This is a genomic window from Streptomyces pristinaespiralis, from assembly GCF_001278075.1.
Taxonomy (GTDB): domain Bacteria; phylum Actinomycetota; class Actinomycetes; order Streptomycetales; family Streptomycetaceae; genus Streptomyces; species Streptomyces pristinaespiralis.
Genome location: NZ_CP011340.1, coordinates 973,145 through 989,723, shown reverse-complemented (window position 1 = coordinate 989,723; position 16,579 = coordinate 973,145). Strand labels below are relative to the sequence as shown.

Here is a 16,579-nt window from a genome sequence, read left to right as displayed (position 1 = left end):
AGCGAGCGAACCCGCATGCCGCATTCCCATTATCCGAACGGGGCCGTGCGGCGACCGCCCGACGAGGGGGCGGCCGACCGGCGGACGGCACTGGCGCAGCCGAGGCGAACCGCCCGGAAGTCACTCCACCGGCGTGCGGTGCAGGGAGATCAGCAGGCGCCAGACCCCGGCCGACATCGAAGGCGGCGTGGCCTCGATCGCGCCGTGCAGCCAGTCCGCGAGGAGACCGGCGAAGGCCGCCGCGACCGCGGAGGCGACCAGGGCCGGGGCGGGGGCGCCCGCCAGTTCCCGTTCGGCGCGGCTGCGGGCGCGGAGCTCCCGGTGGAGCAGATCGCCCAGCGGACCGCTACCCCCTTCCCGGAGCAGACCGCGGTAGAGGGAGCGGTGCTCGGAGATCTCTGTGAGGAAGGCGGTCAACGGCGGCGGAGGATGCTCGGGATCCGGGGTGCCGCGCCAGGCGTGGAGCGCCTCGACGGCATCCCTGACGATCTCGGCGCAGGCATCCAGCGCCAACGCCTCCAGGTCCGGGTAATGCACGTAGAACGTGGCCCGGCCGACCGACGCCCGGCGCACCACGGCGGCCACGCTGACCTCGTCGAGGGTGCGTCGGGCGCATTCCTCGAGCAACGCCGCACGCAGCCTCGCCCTGGTGCGTGCCGCCCTGGGGTCGTTCACCCGGCGACCAGTACGGCCGTGAGGGCCAGCGCGCCGGGCAGCGCCTGTGCGACGAGGATGCGCCGGTTGGCGGTGAAGCCTCCGTACAGGCCCGCGACGACCACGCACGACAGGAAGAAGATCTGCACCTGCCGTCCTGTGGGGTCCGCGGTGATCAGACCCCAGACGAGGCCGGCGGCGAGAAAGCCGTTGTAGAGCCCCTGGTTCGCGGCGAGCGGAGCGGTGGCGCGCGCCATGTCCCTGTCGAAGCCGGACAGCGACCGGCCGGGGCCGCGCTCCCAGAGGAACATCTCAAGAATCAGGATGTAGGCGTGCAGAGCGGCCACCAGGCCGACCAGTGCGTTGGCTGTGACGGTCATCGAGGTGCCCTCCTGTCCTGGACTGTTGTCCATTAACTATAGACAGGTGTCCAGGAACTCTGGCTGCCGGGCCTGACGGTCTTCTCGGATCAGGCCCTCGGGGGCAGCCGGAAACGCGGGACGGCGGAACGCGGAGGAGCGTGCTCAGCGGCCGCGCGCCGGCCGCTGTGCCTGCACGATCAGCAGCACGCCGGCCAGCAGCACCGCGGTGCCGGCCATCGTGACGGCGGAACGGAGGCCGCCGGCCTCGACCAGCACGGCGCCCGCGACCTGGATGACGAGCGCCAGCGCGATCGCCAACTGCGCCCACCCGAAGAGATGCGGACGGACGACGTACTTCCGCTGCACGGGCAGCAGCCAGCCCGAACGGAGCGCGGCCACCCCACTGACAGCGACGAGCAACGCCATCAGGCCGAGCGGTATACCGAGATACAGAGTCATGTTTCGCCTTCCTGGTGGCGGGATCATGGCACGCCGGTCGCACGCCTGACTACACCGTTCTCGCACTTCGCGGCGGGTGCGTGCGGTGAGTGACCGTTGTCGGTGGCGGCTGCGAGGATCACCGCCATGACACCGTTGCGTCTCACCGACATAGAACGAGCCGTCCGCGGCAGCTGGGGTGCCGACACGTGCACGCCCGAGTTCCGGGCGCGCTGGACGCCTGACAACCCGGCCCGGGACCAGTGCGGGGTGACCGCGATGGTCGTCAACGACCTGCTGGGAGGTGAGCTGATCAGAGGAGAGGTCCACGTCGACGAAGTGCGGGTGGATTACCACTGGTGGAACCGCCTCGGCATGGGCATCGAGATCGACCTCACCCGGGAACAGTTCCGGCCGGAGGAGACCGTCACCGGCGGAATCGTCGTTCCCCGCCCGCCCGTCACCGAGTGGCGGCGGCTCCGCGAGGAGTACGAACTCCTCCGTACCCGGGTGATGGGCAAGCTCGAGGAGCAGCAGGCGACGATGTAGGCCCCCGCCGGGCGGGCGCCCGGAGGGCCTGCCGGACCGGGCCGTACGTGCGGGAGCGCCCGCTACGGGGCGATGTCGGCGCGGACGGCCCGGAACGCGGCCGCCGGGTCCGTGGCGCGTGTGACCGCGCGGCCCACGACGACATGGGAGGCGCCGCCGGCGATGGCGGCACGCGGCGAATCGGTCCGCGCGTGCTCCGCCGGTGACTCGCCCGGCAAAGCGACTCCGGGCGTGACGATCAGGGCGTCGGCGCCCAGCTCGCTCCGCAGCGTCTCGACGTCCTGAGGTGAGGCGATCACACCGTGGCAGCCGGCCTTGTCCGCCAGTCGCGCCAGCCGGAGCACCTGCTGCTGAGCCGGGTCGTCGACACCGATGTCGGCGAGATCCGCGTCGGTCATGCTGGTGACCACGGTCAGGGCGAGGACGCGCAGGCCGGGGAAACCGGCGGCGGCATCGACGGCGGCCCTCATGATGCCCGCACCGCCCATGCTGTGCACGGTCACCATCGAGACGCCCAGAGTCCCCGCCGCCCGCACCGCACCCGCCACCGAGTTCGGAATCTCGAAGAGCTTGAGGTCCAGGAAGACCTCCTTGCCCTGCGCCACCAGGTGCTCGACGAAGCGGGGGCCGACCGCTGTCAGCAGCTCCAGGCCGACCTTGTAGAAACGGCACTCGTCGCCCAGCCGCGCCACGATGTCTTCCGCGGTCGCACGGTTGTCGCAATCGAGGGCGACGATGATCTGACTGCTCGGCTCCATGGCGTCATTGTGCCCGTCCGGATCATGCCCGTCCGGATCATGACCGTTCAGACCGTGCCCTGTTCGTCCCGCGTCCGTCCGGACCGTGCCCTGTTCGTCCCGCGTCCGTCCGGACCGCGTCCGTCCGGACCGCGTCCGTCCGCGGCGAGGGGGCGTCGGACGGTCGAACTGTTCGTGCCTCAACCCTCTGCCGTGCAGGCATCGGTCGGGTAAGTTCCCTCTGTGCACGGTGAGTTGATCTCATGATGCGCGGCTGGCAGGGGGAGGCGGGGGAGCGCCATGGGCGGGAGACTGTACGGTCAGCAGGCCCTGCAGGAAGGCTTCGTCCCCCGGCTGGTGGGACTGCACCACAAGGACGGGTACCAGGTCCCCTTCGCGTATCCCAAAGGCGCGCCCGTGATACGGATCGTCGGCGGACGCGGGAGCGGCAGGACCGCTCTGCTGGGCGCCGTCCATGACGCGTACAACGGCCGGGTGCCGCTGGCGCGGGTCGACCTCGAGGCTCCCGGTTTCGGTGAGCCCGGCATCGCCGACGGCGACGACGACGTCCCCAACGCCTCCCGCATCACCCACCTGTTGTATCTCCTCGCCTACAAACTCGGCCTGGAGGTACGGCACTTCGGGAGGCCGATGACCTTTCCGCGGCTGTCGCTGGGTCTGCTCGTCGTCACCGCCTGGCGTCCGCTGAACAGCGACGGCACCGATGTGCGGCCGCCCGACCTGCGCCGGGCGGAGGCCGATCTGCGCACCCTCATCACCGCGGAGGACCCCGACGTACGGCGCCGCAGGGAAAGCCTCGGCCGTTGGTTCGACGTCGTCGCCGACAACCTCCCGCTGGTCCTGTCCGCCGTCCCCGGCCTCGACACCATCGCCGGGATCGTCCTCGACACCGCCCGGGCGCAGCTCGTCAAGAGCGAACCGGACAAGGGGGCGCTGGCGTGGTGGGGCGGACGGCTGCACGCTTCCCAGGGCTACCAGGGCGACTCGCTGCAACGGCTCTTCCAGTTCGTCCGCGGCTTCCGCAGGCTCGACGACCGCCGGCGCACCGCCGAGGAACATCTCGTCGCAGCCCTCCTCGACGACATCGACGCGAACTACGGCACACTGCGCCGGCTCAACAAGAAGCCCAGGCCGCTGCTGCTCCTCGACAATGCCCACACCGACGTCGGACGCGTCTTCCTCGACCTGCTCGACACCGGCCACGGCGCCCCGGGCAAGGACCCGACGCGGCCCGTCGTCCTTGCCACCCTGCTCGGCAACGGTCACCGGCACCCACCGCTCAGCGAGGTCGGCGGCGACGCCGTACCGCAGGCCCGGCCCCTGGTGCTGGGCATCCCCGACATCGAACGGGCCCACATCGCGGAGATGCTCAGCGCCGTCGACTACCCCGACCATCTGCCCCGCGTCGTCGCCCGCTACAGCGGCGGCCGCGCGGCGAGCGCCCGCATCCTCGCGGACACGGCCGTGCGGCGCGTCCAGGAGGCGGGCACGATACGCAGCGGCGAACTCCTCGACGAGGCGGCACCCGCCCTCCTCGCCAAGCTGCTGCCGGACCCTGTGATGCGGGAGCGCCTGGTGCTGCTGTCGGCCGCGGCCGACCCGCGCACCCGGCGCGGACTGTGGACCTTCGCCCACCCGGAGGACCACTCCGAGGACCTGGTCGCCGCCCGTGTCCGCGAGGCCGACGAGTACCGTACGCGCTCCTTCCTCGACGGCGACCGTGCGCTCGATCTGCTGCTGCGCCACCGGCTCGCCGCCACCACCACCCACGAGCGCTGGCGCGACACCCACCTGCGCCTGCGTTCCCTGTGCGACCCGCGCAGCGACACCTACCTGCACCACACGCTCGCCCTCGGCCGGGTCGAGGAGGTGGTGTGCGTCCTGCACCACCGGTTCACCGTGGCCCCGCCCGCCGAGTGGCTGACCTCGCTCAACCTCATCTGCGCCGCCCCCCACCCGCGCGACGGCTACGAACCCCCCGCCGGGGGCCCCACCCTGTCGTGCACGGCCTGCGGGAGCGACGTCCCGGGCCCGCACCACGAAGCCGTGGCCTGCCTGGTGCCCCTGCTCCGGCGGCTGTCCGACCCGCTCACCCTCGCCCCTCGCGAGGACGAACTGACCACCGTCCGCATCGCGTTGGAGACGCTGTACGGCAACAAGGCCGCGCACGCCGCCTACCGCGAGGCGTCCGCCGCCTGGCCGGCCCGTCTGCGGGCCGGGGTACAGGCTCCCGACCTGCCCGTCCAGGAAGGTGCCGCGTCATGACGTCGTTCATCGCAAGACTCCCCGGCGGACCGCTCACCAAGGCGGCCGCCCTGGCCGTCGCCCTGGCCGTGCTCGGCGCCGCCGTGTGGACCGGCATCGTCGTCCTCCGGCCGGATCCGGCCTGCGGGAAGGGCATCGAGGAACGCGGCCCCGAAGGCGCCCGGGAATGCACGGGCGTCACCGACGGCAGCTTCGTCTTCGCCGCGAACCTCAAGGAGGTCAGCGCGCGGATCAAGGCGGAGAACGACCGGATCAAGGACGAACCGCACGTCTCCGTCGCCGTGATGCTGCCGATGGCGCCCGCCCAGGTCTTCGAACAGCAGAAGACCCTCCACGAGGTGCAGGGCGCCTACCTCGCGCAGTTCCGAGCCAACCACGACTCCAACAGCAAGAAGCCGGCGATACGCCTCCTGCTCGCCAACCCGGGCCGCAGCCACACCCATTGGAAGCCCGTCGCCGATCAGCTCGGCGCCATGTCCGAGTCCGGGACCGACAACCTGCGGGCCGTGATCGGTTTCGACGTCTCCACCGCCACCACCCAGGCAGCCATCGGCCATCTCACCCGGGAGCTCGGCATTCCCGTCGTCGGCGGTCCCATCACCGCCGACGACTCGGGCAACAGCCCCCAGCGGCCCGACGCGTACCCGGGCCTCGCCCGGGTCGTGCCCACGACGACCGACCAGGCCAGGGCCCTGTCCCACTTCAACAAGAACATCGACCCGAAGCACACCCTGGTCGTCGAGGACATCCGCACCGGCGACAACTACGTCGACGCGCTCAAGCGGGCCTTCGCCGAGCGGACCCTCGGTTCTCCCCGCGCGCCGGAGCAGTACCGCGCGCCCGAGGAGTTCCACGAGGAGGGCACAACCGCCAACGCCTTCGACCAGATGGTCGACACCATCTGCACCTCGGCCGCCAAGGTCATCTACTTCGCCGGACGCCCCGTCCAGCTGCGGCAGTTCGTCAACGAACTCGGCAACCGGGGCTGCACCGAGAAGAAGTACACCGTCATCACCGGCTCCGGCGCCTCCACGCTCTCCTCGGACAAGCTCCTCGACTGGGACGCCTTCCGTAAAGGCGTGACCCTCCAGTACGCCGCCGTCGCCCATCCCGACGCCTGGACCGGTCCCGAGGCGCCCGCCACCGGCGGCTCGGCCGCCGCCTACCGCACCCTCGCCGAGCTGGCGAACGGCAAGGAGATCGGGAACATCGGCCCGGTGGAACTCACCGACTCGCGGACCATCACCTTCTACGACGCCGGTCTCACCGCGATCACCGCCATCCGGATGCGCGACGACGGCGACCCCGTCATCCCCACCCTCGGCCGCATCAGCGACGCGTGGCTGCGGCTGCACGGCATGGGCAAGGTCGACGGCGCCAGCGGCTGGATCTGCCTCGACAACTACGGAAACCCCTACAACAAGGCGGTCTCCGTGGTGGAACTCGCCCCCGACGCACCCGGCCGCATCCGGTTCGTCGGCCTGGCCTGGCCGACCGGCCGGCCCACACCCGCGGACTGCACCGCGAGCCGCACCTGACACGGCACGGCGGCCGGACGCCCGAGGAGGGGAGCCCGGCCGCCGCGGACCATGTCGCTCAGCGCCGAACGCTCCTGTGCCCGCCCATCGGTGCGCCCCTGCGCCCGGACGGGGCCGGGCCCGCAACCGGGACCGCCGCGTTCACATGAGGACCGCCGTGTTCACGTGACGCGCGATGCGGGCGATGGTCCGGACGTTGTCCTGGAACAGGTGGCCCTTCATTCCGACGGCCCGAGCAGCCTCGATGTTGACCGCGACGTCGTCGATGAACAGACAGTCCTCGGGCCGCACGCCCAGACCGGCGCACGCGGCCTCGAAGGCTCGCGGGTCGGGCTTGCCGATGCCGGTCTCGTGCGAGTAGACGATCTGTTCCACCAGTTCGTCGAAGTGGTACAGCGACGTCTCCCGCTCCCGGGCGCCGACGAAACTGTTGCTCAGGATGCCCAGCCTGCACCGGCCCCGCAGGTCTCGCACACAGGCGATGAGTTCGTCGTTCGGCGTGCCCAGGTACTCCGTCCACAGATCAGCCATGAAGGCTTCGACCTGAGGCGCGTCCAGATGCAGACGGGCCGCCACCTGTTCGTGCACCTCGCGTTCGCTGATGCTCCCGAGGCCTCCCGCCCGCCACACGTCGCCCAGCCGCCGGTTCACCGTGCCCGACGGCAACTCGAGCCGCTGCTCCCACTCTTGCACCCATCCCGTTTCCGGGGTGATCTCCAGTACGCCGCCGATGTCGAGAATGACGCAGGTCATGGTCATTGCGGGCCCCCTTTTCGTCCCGTGCCGGACCACCGGGCACGGAATCCTTCGCGCAAGTGATCTCCACACCACTGTCGGCCCTGACCACGGAGCCGGGTCAAGCGGTCCCCGGGGCTTGTGACAGCCCTGTGGCGCGGAGCCACCCGGTGTGCACCCCGCACCCGGGGCGAGTGCCGGCAAGAGCCGGACCGCGGCTACCCGACCCGGTCCGGGCCGGCCCCCGGGGACGGCGTGCGTACGGCGAGGACGGCCATGTCGTCGTGCCCCTCGCCGGGGTGGTTGTCGATGAGCGTCCGCACGAGATCCTCCAGCGGGAGGCCGGGGCGGGCGCCGGCCAGCTCGGCGAGCCGGTCGAGGCCGTAGTCGATCGAATGGCTGGGATGTTCGACGAGCCCGTCGGTGAACAGCACCAGGGTGCTGCCGGCCGGCAGCACCCGGACGTGGTCGGGACGGTGCTGCCCGGGGTCGACACCCAGGGGCAGTCCCGGCTCCGCGTCCAGGTACTCGGTCCGGCCGTCGGGGTGGACCACCAGGGGAGCGACATGACCCGCGGAGCTCCAGTGCACCCTGTAGCCGGTGCCCTGCGCCTCGATGCGCGCCAGGCAGGCGGTGGTGATCGGGAGATCGGTGATGGCGTCGAGGGTGTCGTCCAGCTGCCTGAAGATCCCGCTCGGTGGTGTCCGCCGGTCGTACAGCAGGGCGCGCAGCATGTTGCGGGTCTGGGCCATGGCGGCGGCGGCCAGCAGGTCGTGCCCGAGGACGTCTCCGATGACCGCGGCGCAGACGTTGTCGGGCAGCAGGATGGCGTCGTACCAGTCCCCGCCCAGACGGCCCGGGTCGGCGGCGGGCCGGTAGACGGCCGCGCCCTGGAAGGGGCTGAGGTCGGACAGGGTGGGAAGCAACAGGCGCTGGAAGTGTTCCGCGGAGTCGCGGACACTGCCGTACAGGCGGGCGTTCTCGATCGCGATGCCCGCGGCGGCGGCGAGCGAGACGATGACGGCCTCGTCCTCGCGGTCGAACGGCCGGCCGTCGTGGCGTTCCGACAGGTACAGGTCGCCGTAGATCTTGCCCCGGACACTGACGGCCACCCCGAGGAGGGTGCCCATCCGGGGATGCCCCGGCGGGAAGCCGACCGAGGAGGGGTGTGCGGCGATGTTCTCGACCCGCAGCGGCTCCGGATGGTGGATCAGGTGGCCGAGCACCCCGCGGCCGCGCGGGAAGTCGATCCCGGCGAGCCGTGCGCGCTCCTCGTCGGACAGACCGGCGGTGATGAACTGTTCCAGGGAGCGGCCGGACCGGTGCAGGACCCCCAGCGCCCCGTAGCGGGCGCCGACCAGTTCCATCGCGGTGGTGACGATGCGGTGCAGAACCTCCGACAGCTCCAGCTCCCGGCTGATCGAGAGCACCGCGTCCAACAGGCCCTGCATCCGGTCCTTCACGCGCGACAACTCCTGGAGCTGCGCGGCGATTTCCTCCAACTGGGTGTCCGGGCGCCACCGCAGGTCGCGCTCCGGCCCCGAGGCTCCTTCGCCTGCCGCCATGACGGTCTTCCCTCACCTCCGTACGCCACCACCGGCTGCCTCGCCGTGCCGGCCGGACCCACCCGTACGGCCCGTCCCACAAGGCGCGACAGCGATGTCACCGGCCCCGCCGGTGCAGCAACGTCGACCTTTGCACATCCCTGCCGCAAGCGACGGCAGGCACCGCCGGGCCGGGCCGAACTCGTGGACCTGCAGGGGGCGGAGTGCCATCCTTGGGCGATGGGGACAGGTCGGCGGAGCCAGGCGGAACGGGACGACATCACGGTCGAGATCGGCTACGCCCTGCTCAGCGCGTGCTTCCTGGGCGGCGTGGTGTTCGCGGCCGTTGCCGGGCCTGCCGTCGTCTGGTCCCTCCCTCCGGCCGTCGAGACGTTCCTGCTTGCCGCGGGAACCGTGGTCGCCGGCGCTCTCGCAGGGGTCCGCGTCGTCCATGTCCTGTGGCGACACGCGGCTCGGCGCCGCTGACGTACGGCAGCGCGGCCGAAGCTCCACCGACGCGCACGACATCTTGACGTGTTCCTGACCTCATGGCTTCATGGGAGCGCTCCCATAGGTCCGATGTCCTCGTTTCTTGACCCCCACTCCTGGAGTCGCAGTGAGAACAGCAAGAAGCACGACAGGAACACGCACCACGAGCAGAGGCGCTACCGGAAGCGCGACCGCCGGCAGGGCAACAAGCACGGCAGGAGGCGCTACGGCGCGTGCTGCACGAAGCGCCACGCCGCGAACCTCCGTCCTCGCCCTGCTGGCCGGACTCGCCGCGGTCGTCGCCCTGCTCCTGCCCGGCCCCTTCGGCGCGACCGCCGCGCAGGCCCAGCCGTCCGATGTCCTTGCCCCCGGGCTCCACATCAGCGACGGCCGGCTCGTCGAAGGCAACGGCAACGACTTCGTCATGCGCGGCGTCAACCACGCCCACACCTGGTACCCGGGCGAGACGCAGTCCCTGGCCGACATCAAAGCGCTGGGCGCCAACACCGTACGGGTCGTTCTCTCGAGCGGTCACCGCTGGACGGAGAACAGCCCCGCGGACGTGGCGGCCGTCGTCGCGGACTGCAAGGCCAACCGGCTGATCTGCGTGCTGGAGGTGCACGACACCACCGGCTACGGCGAGGAGGCGGCGGCCGGCACGCTCGACCAGGCGGCCGACTACTGGATCGGTCTGCGCGACGTGCTCACCGGCGAAGAGGACTACGTCGTCATCAACATCGGCAACGAGCCCTGGGGCAACACCGACCCCGCGGGCTGGACCGCGCCCACGACCGCAGCCGTCAAGAAACTCCGCAGCGCCGGCTTCGAGCACACGATCATGGTGGACGCGCCCAACTGGGGCCAGGACTGGCAGGGAGTCATGCGGGCCAACGCCCGGTCCGTGTACGACGCCGACCCCACCGGGAACCTGATCTTCTCGATCCACATGTACAGCGTCTTCGACACCGCCCAGGAGATCACCGACTACCTGAACGCGTTCGTCGACGCCGGACTGCCCATCCTCATCGGTGAGTTCGGAGGCCCCGCCGACCAGTGGGGCGACCCGGACGAGGACACCATGATGGCCGCCGCCGAGCAGCTCCGGCTCGGCTACCTCGCATGGTCCTGGAGCGGCAACACCGACCCTGTCCTCGACCTGGCCATCGGTTTCGACCCGAGCCGGCTCAGCTCCTGGGGCGAGCGCATCTTCCACGGCGCGAACGGCATCGCCGCGACCTCTCGTGAGGCCACCGTCTTCGGCGGCGACCCGGGCGACACCCGGGCCCCGACCGCCCCCGGCGCCCCGACCGCCTCCGCCGTGACCGCGGACTCGGCCACCCTCACCTGGCCCGCCGCCACCGACGACGTCGGCGTCACCGGATACGACGTCGTCACCGTCGACGGCGACTCGGAGACCAAGGTCGCCTCCTCCTCGACCACCACCGCCACGGTGACCGGCCTCACCGCCGGCACCGCGTACACCTTCGCCGTCCACGCCCGCGACGCGGCCGGGAACCGCTCGGCCCGATCGGCGACGGTGAGCGTCACCACCGACGAAGGCGGCACCCCCGGCGCGGGCTGCGCCGTCGGGTACCGCGTCGTCAACGAGTGGCCGGGCGGCTTCCAGGGCGAGATCGCCGTGCGCAACACCGGTGCCGCCGCCGTCAGCGGCTGGACGCTCGTCTTCCGCTTCGCCGACGGCCAGCGCGTCACCAACATGTGGGGCGGAACCCCGGCCCAGGACGGCGGCACGGTGAGCGTCACCCCCGCGTCCTACACCTCCCACATCCCCGCAGGCGGTTCGGTGACCCTCGGCTTCACCGGCGCCAAGGGCGGCGCCAACTCCGCGCCGGCCGCCTTCACGCTCGACGGCACCACCTGCGCCGTCGCGTGACCCGACCGTCCGGCCGCGGGATCCTGACTCCCGCGGCCGGACGGGCTGAGCGACCCCTGCCTTCTGGCGGGGTCGCTCAGCCCGGAACCGGGTCCCGGCCCGGTTCGGTGCTCCGAGCCACCCCGAAGGGGTTGTCGATGGCGTAGCGCCAGAACCCGTCCGCGCCACGGCGGGCCACGTCCGTCGCGGTGCCCTCGATCCGTACCTCGTCACCGTCGGGCGCGCTGCCGGCGATGACGAAGTCGACGATCAGCAGCGCCAGATCACCGACGACGTACGTCTGACGTGGCGTCACCCGGATCGGGACGCGCAGCCGCAGGAACTCCCCGTTGGCGCGGAGGCGGTCTGTTCCGGTGACCATGTGGCCGGGCGTCGGCACGAAGCCCGCACCGGGCTCGTAGAGCTGGTCGAGGATCGTCGGATCGAAGGTGTTGAACGCCCGCTCGAAGGCGTACGGGTGTTCGGCGGCGCGGGTCGCCAGGGGCACACTGGTGGGATGCGTCATGTGGCAAGCGAACAGCCCGCGGAAGCAGGTAACCAAACGGAAACCCACACCGGGTGGGACGTGGAGCTGGTACCCGGTCCGCGGGGCCGCACCCGGCGGCCGGAGGCCGACTGCCCTGTCGAGGTCGCCCTCGCGGCGGTCTCGGGCCGTTGGACCACACTGCTGCTGAGGGAGTTGATGGGCGGCCCTCGCGGCTTCATGGAACTGCGGGCACTGTTCCCCGAACTGTCGGCGAAAGTGCTGACCGACCGGCTCCGAGCGCTCGAGGACAGAGGTCTGGTGGGGGTGGAACGCAGGCGCGGCTTCCCCGTGCGCACGCGGTACGCGCTGACGGAGGCCGGCCGGTCGCTGCGGTCGCTGCTCGTCGAGCTGTATGCCACGGGCGAAGAACTGCTGCGCCTGAGCGAGTACCGGACGGAACTGCCCTGAAGCCGGCGGCGCAGCGGCCCTCGGAGTCCCGGGACGTGCGGCGTGTGCGCCCGAAGCTGCGCCCTACACTTTCTGCATGACGCAGAAGGACGAACCGCTCCCCACGGCAAAGGACGCCGGGCGGGCCCGTCTCATGGACGAGCTGCGCACCGCCTCGCGCCGTTACATGGCCTCGTACGCCCTGTTCAACCAGGCGGTCGCCGACCATCTGCGACTCCACCCCACCGACCTTCAGTGCCTGAACCTCCTCGGCCTGGAAGAGGAGCCGGTCACCACCGGCCGCGTCGCCGAGCTGACGGGCCTGACCACCGGCTCGGCCACGCGCCTCGTCGACCGCCTGGAGCGCTCCGGCCATGTCACCCGCGAGCGCGACACGAAGGACCGCCGACGGGTCCTGGTGCGGACGGTGCCCGAGCGGATGGCGGAGTTCGGCGCGCTGTGGCAGCGGTTGAACGGCGCGTACACGGCGATGTTCGACGGGTACGACGACGACGAGATCGCCCTGCTCATCGGCTACATGCGGCGTACCACCGAACTGTCGGCGGCCCAGATGGAGCGACTGCGCGGCGGCGACCTCGCCCTCTAGGCGCCGGCGCGTTCGGGTAGGCCGCGTGGGACCGGTGAGCGCTCTCCGGGCTGCCCCCGGGGCCGGACACCTCACGTCGTTTGCTCCACACGGAAGGCATCGGCGTGTTCCTCCGCCCACTCGCCGAACGTGCGGGCGGGGCGGCCGGTCAGTTCCTCGACGGTCCGGGTGAGGACCGCGGGCGAACCGTCCGTCGAGGCCCAGTGGTCGAGCAGCGCCCGGGCGAACTCCCCGGGCAAAAAAGCGGACACGGACTCCAGCCACTGCTCGCGGGTCACTGTTCGTATGTCCACGGGCGTGGTGCGGCCGGCTGCTCGTGAAAGCGTCGCGATCTGCTCGGCGAAGGTGATGGACTGCGGCCCGGTCAGATGGTGGGTGCCGCCGCGTGGTCCCTGCCCGGTGAGCACTGCCGCCGCCACCCGCGCGATGTCGTCCTCATGGATCGGGTCGCCGTGGCTCTGCGGGTACGGCAGGTCCAGGGCGCCGGTCGAGCGCAGCGCACCCGCCCACTGGAGGGCGTTGCCCGCGAACGCTCCGGGGCGGAGGACGGTCGCCTCGACCGGGCCGGCGGCCAGTGCCTGCTCGGCCAGGAGGTGGGAGGCGGCGATCGGGTTGTCGGCCGCGTCCGAGCTCATGACGGCACTGGACGACAGCAGCACGATGTGCCCGACACCGGCCGCGTGGGCCTGTGCGACGAAGGCGTCGGTGTGCGACGGCTCGGCGTAAAGGAAGACGGAGGTCACGGAGTCGAGGGCTGCCGGAAACGTCGACGGGTCGTCGAGGGCGCATCGCACGGTCTCCACGTCCGCGGGAAACGTGAGGTCGCCGGGGCTCGCGGACCCGGCTCGTACGCGCAGCCCTTGCCGGTGCAGGAGCGTGACAAGGGCGGAGCCGACTTTGCCGCGGCTTCCGGTGACAAGGATGGTCATGAAGTGGTCCTTACGAAGGTGCGGACGGCAGGCGTCCCCTGCCGATAGGACTGTGACACGCAGAAGCTGCGTCACGCAGCTTAATTTTCAGTAGCCCCGGGCCGGTCGCGGGCTCCGACCGTGACGGGCGCCGGTCGCGGGCGCGAAAAGCGCGTACGGGGGCCGGCCGGCGCGGTGCCCGGCCGAGGGTCGCGCGGCCACATGCCGCACGGCGATGCGCCGCTCGCGAGGCCCTCGCCCGTATTGTGCGGGTATGAGTGCACACTTCGATGTCGTGGTTCTCGGGGCCGGTCCTGGCGGCTACACGGCGGCGGTCCGCTGCGCCCAACTGGGGATGTCCGTCGCGGTGGTGGAGGAGCGGTACTGGGGCGGTGTGTGCCTCAACGTGGGGTGCATCCCCTCGAAGGCACTGCTGCGCAACGCCGAGTTGGCCCACCTGTTCACCCACGAGGCGAAGACCTTCGGGATCCGCGTCGAGGGGCAGGTCGCCTTCGACTACCGGGAGGCGTTCCTCCGGAGCCGGAAGGTCGCCGACGGGCGCGTCCGGGGCGTGCACTACCTGATGAAGAAGAACGGCATCACGGAGTTCGACGGAACAGGCGTCTTCACCGACGCCAACACCATGCGGGTCCGGGGCTCCGACGGCACGGAGCAGACCGTCGGCTTCGATCACTGCATCCTCGCCACCGGCGCGACGACGAGGCTGCTCCCGGGTACGAGCCTGAGCGAGCGGGTGGTGACGTACGAGGAGCAGATCCTCGCCGACCGGCTGCCGGGGAGCATCATCATCGCCGGTGCGGGGGCCATCGGCGTCGAGTTCGCGTACGTGCTGCACAACTACGGCGTGCAGGTCACGCTGGTGGAGTTCATGGACCGGGTCGTTCCGCTGGAGGACGAGGAGGTCTCCGCGGAACTGGCCCGCCGCTACCGCAAGCTGGGCGTCAACGTCCTGACGTCCACGAGGGTCGAGGCGATCAACGACGAGGGCCCGCAGGTGCGGGTGCATGTGACGACGGGCGGGCAGCGTCAGGTCCTCGAGGCCGACAAGGTGCTCCAGGCCATCGGCTTCCAGCCGCGGGTGACCGGTTACGGCTTGGAGAACACCGGCGTACGCCTGACCGATCGCGGGGCGGTCGAGGTCGACGCGCGCTGTCGCACGAACGTCCCCCACATCTTCGCGATCGGCGATGTCACGGCACGGCTCATGCTGGCGCACGCGGCCGAGGCCATGGGCATGGTGGCCGCCGAGACCATCGCGGACGCGGAGACCATGGAGCTCGACTACGTCATGATCCCGCGTGCCACCTACTGCCAGCCGCAGATCGCCAGTTTCGGCTGGACCGAGGCGCAGGCGCGTGAGCAGGGCTTCGACGTGCAGGTGCAGAAGTTCCCGTTCAGCGCCAACGGCAAGGCCCACGGGCTCGGTGACCCGTCCGGTTTCGTGAAGATCCTCAGCGACGGCCGGCACGGGGAGCTGCTGGGGGCCCATCTCATCGGCCCGGAGGTCACCGAGCTGCTGCCGGAACTGACGCTGGCCCAGCAGTGGGACCTGACGGTGCACGAGGTCGCCCGCAATGTGCACGCGCACCCCACGCTGGGGGAGGCCGTGAAGGAAGCGGTCCACGGGCTGGCGGGCCACATGATCAACATGTAGCCCGCCCGTCGCGTCGGTCGTCCTCGGCGTCAGCCGTCCACGGTGTCAGCCCGGCTGCGTCAGCCGTCAGCCGCCTCAGTGGTCGTCAGCCGTCAGCCGTCCACCGGGTAAGCCCGGCTGTCAGCTGTCAGCCGCCTCGGCCGCCTGCTGCGTCAGCTGACCGTCGTGCCGGCCGTCCGTGGCGCCGTCGGCCTCCCAGCGCAGCAGGTCTCCCGGCTGGCAGTCGAGCGCCTCGCAGAGCGCGGCGAGCGTCGCGAAGCGCACCGCCTTGGCGCGGCCGTTCTTGAGTACCGCCAGGTTGGCGGGGGTGATCCCGACGCGTTCCGCGAGCTCGCCCACGGACATCTTGCGCTTGGCGAGCATCACGTCGATGTCGACGGCGATCGGCATCAGATCACCTCGTCCAGCTCGGCCTTCATCCGGGCCGCCTCGACGTCGCGGTCGACGGCCTGGGCGAGGAGCATCCGCATCACGAGCACGACGAGCGCGACGCCCAGGACCGCGAGGCCGGCCCCGCCCACCAGGAGGACGATGCCCGGGGCGACGGCTTCGCCCGGCGCCAGGACCACGCCGAGCGTGAACACCAGGAGCGCGGCCGCCACGACAGCGCCGATCACGATGTCGACGTACCGGAAGGCGGCGTGGGAGAACAGTGTTCCGCGCCGCACCATCGTCACCAGGCGCCACACGCAGACCAGTACGACCTGGACCGTCACGATGCCCAGCACCATGATCACGAGGACCGGGGTGCGCAGGTGCGCGACGTCCGCGTCGAGCTCTCTCATGTCGATGGCCAGCAGTGGCACCATCACCGCCTGCACGAACACCGAACCGGCGAGCAGTGCCACGATCACGGCGCGCAGCGCCAGCACTGTCAACTTTCCCATCGCTTCCCCTTCAATCGAACTGCGATGGAAATCTATCGAGATTCGATAGGTGTGACAAGTTGCGGGTCTGCTGGGCAGGTGGTTCTCCCGGCCGCGCCCGTCGCTCGGCCGCGCCCCTCGCCCGACCGGCGGGGCTCGGCCGTCGGTCATGTCCGCCGCCCCTGGAAAAGCCGGTCGATCTCGACCCGCGCGGATGTCTACTCTCCCTGCATGGCTCATTCGAGGACGTCGTGCGTCTGCCTGCCCTGCCGGGCTTCGCACAAGCACCAGCACGGCGGCGACCGGTGGCGGAGTCGCCCGCGCTGTTCGCGGCGGATGATCCGTGCGGGGTCGGCCTTCGCTCCGCCGCGACGGCGTGACGCC

At 71.1% G+C, this 16,579-nt stretch carries 18 protein-coding genes; 8 read left to right on the top strand and 10 right to left on the bottom strand.

Annotation, left to right across the window (positions count from 1 at the left end):
- Positions 1-120: 120 nt before the first annotated feature.
- The 3 genes from SPRI_RS04055 to SPRI_RS04045 form a co-directional block, all read right to left on the bottom strand.
- Entirely contained in the window at positions 121-675 is a 555-nt protein-coding gene (locus tag SPRI_RS04055; RefSeq protein ID WP_005308581.1) for a TetR/AcrR family transcriptional regulator, read from the bottom strand.
- The gene (locus tag SPRI_RS04050) at positions 672-1,034 is read right to left on the bottom strand and encodes a DUF1304 domain-containing protein (RefSeq protein WP_005308579.1); all 363 of its coding nucleotides are present in this window, start codon (positions 1,032-1,034) and stop codon (positions 672-674) included. Before SPRI_RS04050 ends, SPRI_RS04055 begins: the two co-directional genes overlap by 4 nt.
- 144 nt (positions 1,035-1,178) lie before the next feature.
- On the bottom strand, positions 1,179-1,475 hold the full coding sequence (locus tag SPRI_RS04045) for a hypothetical protein (protein WP_037773110.1): 297 nt from the start codon (positions 1,473-1,475) through the stop codon (positions 1,179-1,181).
- A 126-nt stretch (positions 1,476-1,601) separates the two neighbouring features.
- Here SPRI_RS04045 and SPRI_RS04040 point away from each other — a divergent pair, with 126 nt between their 5' ends.
- Positions 1,602-2,003 carry a YunG family protein gene (locus tag SPRI_RS04040; protein ID WP_037773109.1) on the top strand — a complete coding sequence of 134 codons (402 nt, stop codon included), beginning with the start codon at positions 1,602-1,604 and terminating at the stop codon, positions 2,001-2,003.
- Between the two features lie 62 nt (positions 2,004-2,065).
- Here the strand turns inward: SPRI_RS04040 and pyrF are convergent, their stop codons facing one another.
- A complete protein-coding gene (pyrF, locus tag SPRI_RS04035) occupies positions 2,066-2,761 on the bottom strand; it encodes an orotidine-5'-phosphate decarboxylase (RefSeq protein WP_005308573.1) in 696 nt (231 codons plus the stop codon).
- A 279-nt stretch (positions 2,762-3,040) separates the two neighbouring features.
- Here pyrF and SPRI_RS04030 point away from each other — a divergent pair, with 279 nt between their 5' ends.
- Both SPRI_RS04030 and SPRI_RS04025 read left to right on the top strand, forming a co-directional pair.
- A complete protein-coding gene (locus SPRI_RS04030) occupies positions 3,041-5,026 on the top strand; it encodes a hypothetical protein (RefSeq protein ID WP_005308572.1) in 1,986 nt (661 codons plus the stop codon).
- Positions 5,023-6,564, top strand: a complete 1,542-nt coding sequence (locus SPRI_RS04025) for a type 1 periplasmic-binding domain-containing protein (protein WP_005308570.1) — start codon at positions 5,023-5,025, stop codon at positions 6,562-6,564. Before SPRI_RS04030 ends, SPRI_RS04025 begins: the two co-directional genes overlap by 4 nt.
- A 141-nt stretch (positions 6,565-6,705) precedes the next feature.
- On the opposite strand, the gene SPRI_RS04020 is transcribed toward SPRI_RS04025, so the two are convergent.
- Together SPRI_RS04020 and SPRI_RS04015 are read right to left on the bottom strand one after the other, a co-directional pair.
- Positions 6,706-7,323, bottom strand: a complete 618-nt coding sequence (locus SPRI_RS04020; protein ID WP_037773107.1) for an HAD family hydrolase — start codon at positions 7,321-7,323, stop codon at positions 6,706-6,708.
- Positions 7,324-7,517: 194 nt separating this feature from the next.
- Complete coding sequence (locus tag SPRI_RS04015; RefSeq protein ID WP_005308567.1) at positions 7,518-8,864, bottom strand: PP2C family protein-serine/threonine phosphatase; 1,347 nt, start codon at positions 8,862-8,864, stop codon at positions 7,518-7,520.
- Positions 8,865-9,083: 219 nt separating this feature from the next.
- Between SPRI_RS04015 and SPRI_RS04010 the strand changes: the two genes are divergently transcribed.
- Both SPRI_RS04010 and SPRI_RS04005 read left to right on the top strand, forming a co-directional pair.
- Entirely contained in the window at positions 9,084-9,329 is a 246-nt protein-coding gene (locus SPRI_RS04010) for a DUF6332 family protein (protein ID WP_037773104.1), read from the top strand.
- A 277-nt stretch (positions 9,330-9,606) separates the two neighbouring features.
- A complete protein-coding gene (locus SPRI_RS04005) occupies positions 9,607-11,226 on the top strand; it encodes a cellulase family glycosylhydrolase (RefSeq protein ID WP_050791679.1) in 1,620 nt (539 codons plus the stop codon).
- A 76-nt stretch (positions 11,227-11,302) separates the two neighbouring features.
- Here SPRI_RS04005 and SPRI_RS04000 read toward each other — a convergent pair whose 3' ends face one another.
- Positions 11,303-11,731 carry a YybH family protein gene (locus tag SPRI_RS04000; RefSeq protein ID WP_037773103.1) on the bottom strand — a complete coding sequence of 143 codons (429 nt, stop codon included), beginning with the start codon at positions 11,729-11,731 and terminating at the stop codon, positions 11,303-11,305.
- Between the two features lie 60 nt (positions 11,732-11,791).
- Here SPRI_RS04000 and SPRI_RS03995 point away from each other — a divergent pair, with 60 nt between their 5' ends.
- Both SPRI_RS03995 and SPRI_RS03990 read left to right on the top strand, forming a co-directional pair.
- A complete protein-coding gene (locus SPRI_RS03995; protein WP_005308560.1) occupies positions 11,792-12,160 on the top strand; it encodes a winged helix-turn-helix transcriptional regulator in 369 nt (122 codons plus the stop codon).
- 76 nt (positions 12,161-12,236) lie between these two features.
- Entirely contained in the window at positions 12,237-12,746 is a 510-nt protein-coding gene (locus SPRI_RS03990; protein WP_005308558.1) for a MarR family winged helix-turn-helix transcriptional regulator, read from the top strand.
- A gap of 71 nt (positions 12,747-12,817) precedes the next feature.
- Here the strand turns inward: SPRI_RS03990 and SPRI_RS03985 are convergent, their stop codons facing one another.
- Positions 12,818-13,675 (bottom strand): SDR family oxidoreductase, encoded by an 858-nt coding sequence (locus SPRI_RS03985; RefSeq protein WP_005308556.1) that lies wholly within the window; start codon positions 13,673-13,675, stop codon positions 12,818-12,820.
- A 253-nt stretch (positions 13,676-13,928) separates the two neighbouring features.
- Here SPRI_RS03985 and lpdA point away from each other — a divergent pair, with 253 nt between their 5' ends.
- Positions 13,929-15,329, top strand: a complete 1,401-nt coding sequence (gene lpdA, locus SPRI_RS03980; RefSeq protein WP_005308554.1) for a dihydrolipoyl dehydrogenase — start codon at positions 13,929-13,931, stop codon at positions 15,327-15,329.
- Positions 15,330-15,449: 120 nt separating this feature from the next.
- On the opposite strand, the gene SPRI_RS03975 is transcribed toward lpdA, so the two are convergent.
- Positions 15,450-15,719, bottom strand: coding sequence for a helix-turn-helix domain-containing protein (locus SPRI_RS03975; RefSeq protein ID WP_005308552.1), 270 nt, complete (start codon positions 15,717-15,719; stop codon positions 15,450-15,452).
- The gene (locus SPRI_RS03970; protein WP_037773102.1) at positions 15,719-16,216 is read right to left on the bottom strand and encodes a DUF2975 domain-containing protein; all 498 of its coding nucleotides are present in this window, start codon (positions 16,214-16,216) and stop codon (positions 15,719-15,721) included. Before SPRI_RS03970 ends, SPRI_RS03975 begins: the two co-directional genes overlap by 1 nt.
- Positions 16,217-16,579 lie beyond the last annotated feature (363 nt).